1 protein-coding gene is annotated in these 914 nt (G+C 64.2%); it reads left to right on the forward strand.

Annotated features, from left to right (window positions below; translation table 11 throughout):
• On the forward strand, positions 1-914 hold a 914-nt coding region (gene glyA, locus DID98_RS35480; protein ID WP_148093561.1), incomplete at both ends, for a serine hydroxymethyltransferase.

A 914-nucleotide genomic window follows, 5' to 3' on the forward strand; every position in this document is an offset into this window, starting at 1 on the left:
CACATCGAGCTGATCGCGTCGGAAAACTACACGAGCCCGGCCGTGATGGCCGCACAGGGTTCGCAGCTCACGAACAAGTACGCGGAAGGTTATCCGGGCAAGCGCTACTACGGCGGCTGTGAGTACGTCGACGTGGTCGAGCAGCTGGCGATCGACCGCGTGAAGCAGCTGTTCGGCGCGGAAGCCGCGAACGTGCAGCCGAACTCGGGTTCGCAGGCGAACCAGGGCGTGTTCTTCGCGATGCTCAAGCCGGGCGACACGATCATGGGCATGAGCCTCGCGCATGGTGGCCACCTGACGCACGGCTCGCCGGTGAACATGTCGGGCAAGTGGTTCAACGTCGTCAGCTATGGCCTGAACGAACAGGAAGACATCGACTACGACGCGGCCGAGAAGCTGGCTAACGAGCACAAGCCGAAGCTGATCGTCGCGGGTGCGTCGGCGTTCGCGCTGAAGATCGACTTCGAGCGTCTCGCGAAGATCGCGAAGTCGGTCGGCGCGTACCTGATGGTCGACATGGCGCACTACGCCGGCCTGATCGCCGCGGGCGTGTACCCGAACCCGGTGCCGCACGCGGACTTCGTCACGACGACGACGCACAAGAGCCTGCGTGGCCCGCGCGGCGGCGTGATCCTGATGAAGGCCGAGTACGAGAAGCAGATCAACTCGGCAATCTTCCCGGGTATCCAGGGCGGCCCGCTGATGCACGTGATCGCCGGCAAGGCGGTGGCGTTCAAGGAAGCACTGTCGCCGGAGTTCAAGGAATATCAGCAGAAGGTGGTCGAGAACGCACGCGTGCTGGCTGAAACGCTGGTCAAGCGTGGCCTGCGGATCGTGTCGGGGCGCACCGAAAGCCACGTGATGCTGGTGGACCTGCGCGCGAAGAACATCACGGGCAAGGCAGCGGAAGCGGC

Source organism: Burkholderia sp. Bp8984, from assembly GCF_003853755.1.
In the GTDB taxonomy this organism is placed as follows: domain Bacteria; phylum Pseudomonadota; class Gammaproteobacteria; order Burkholderiales; family Burkholderiaceae; genus Burkholderia.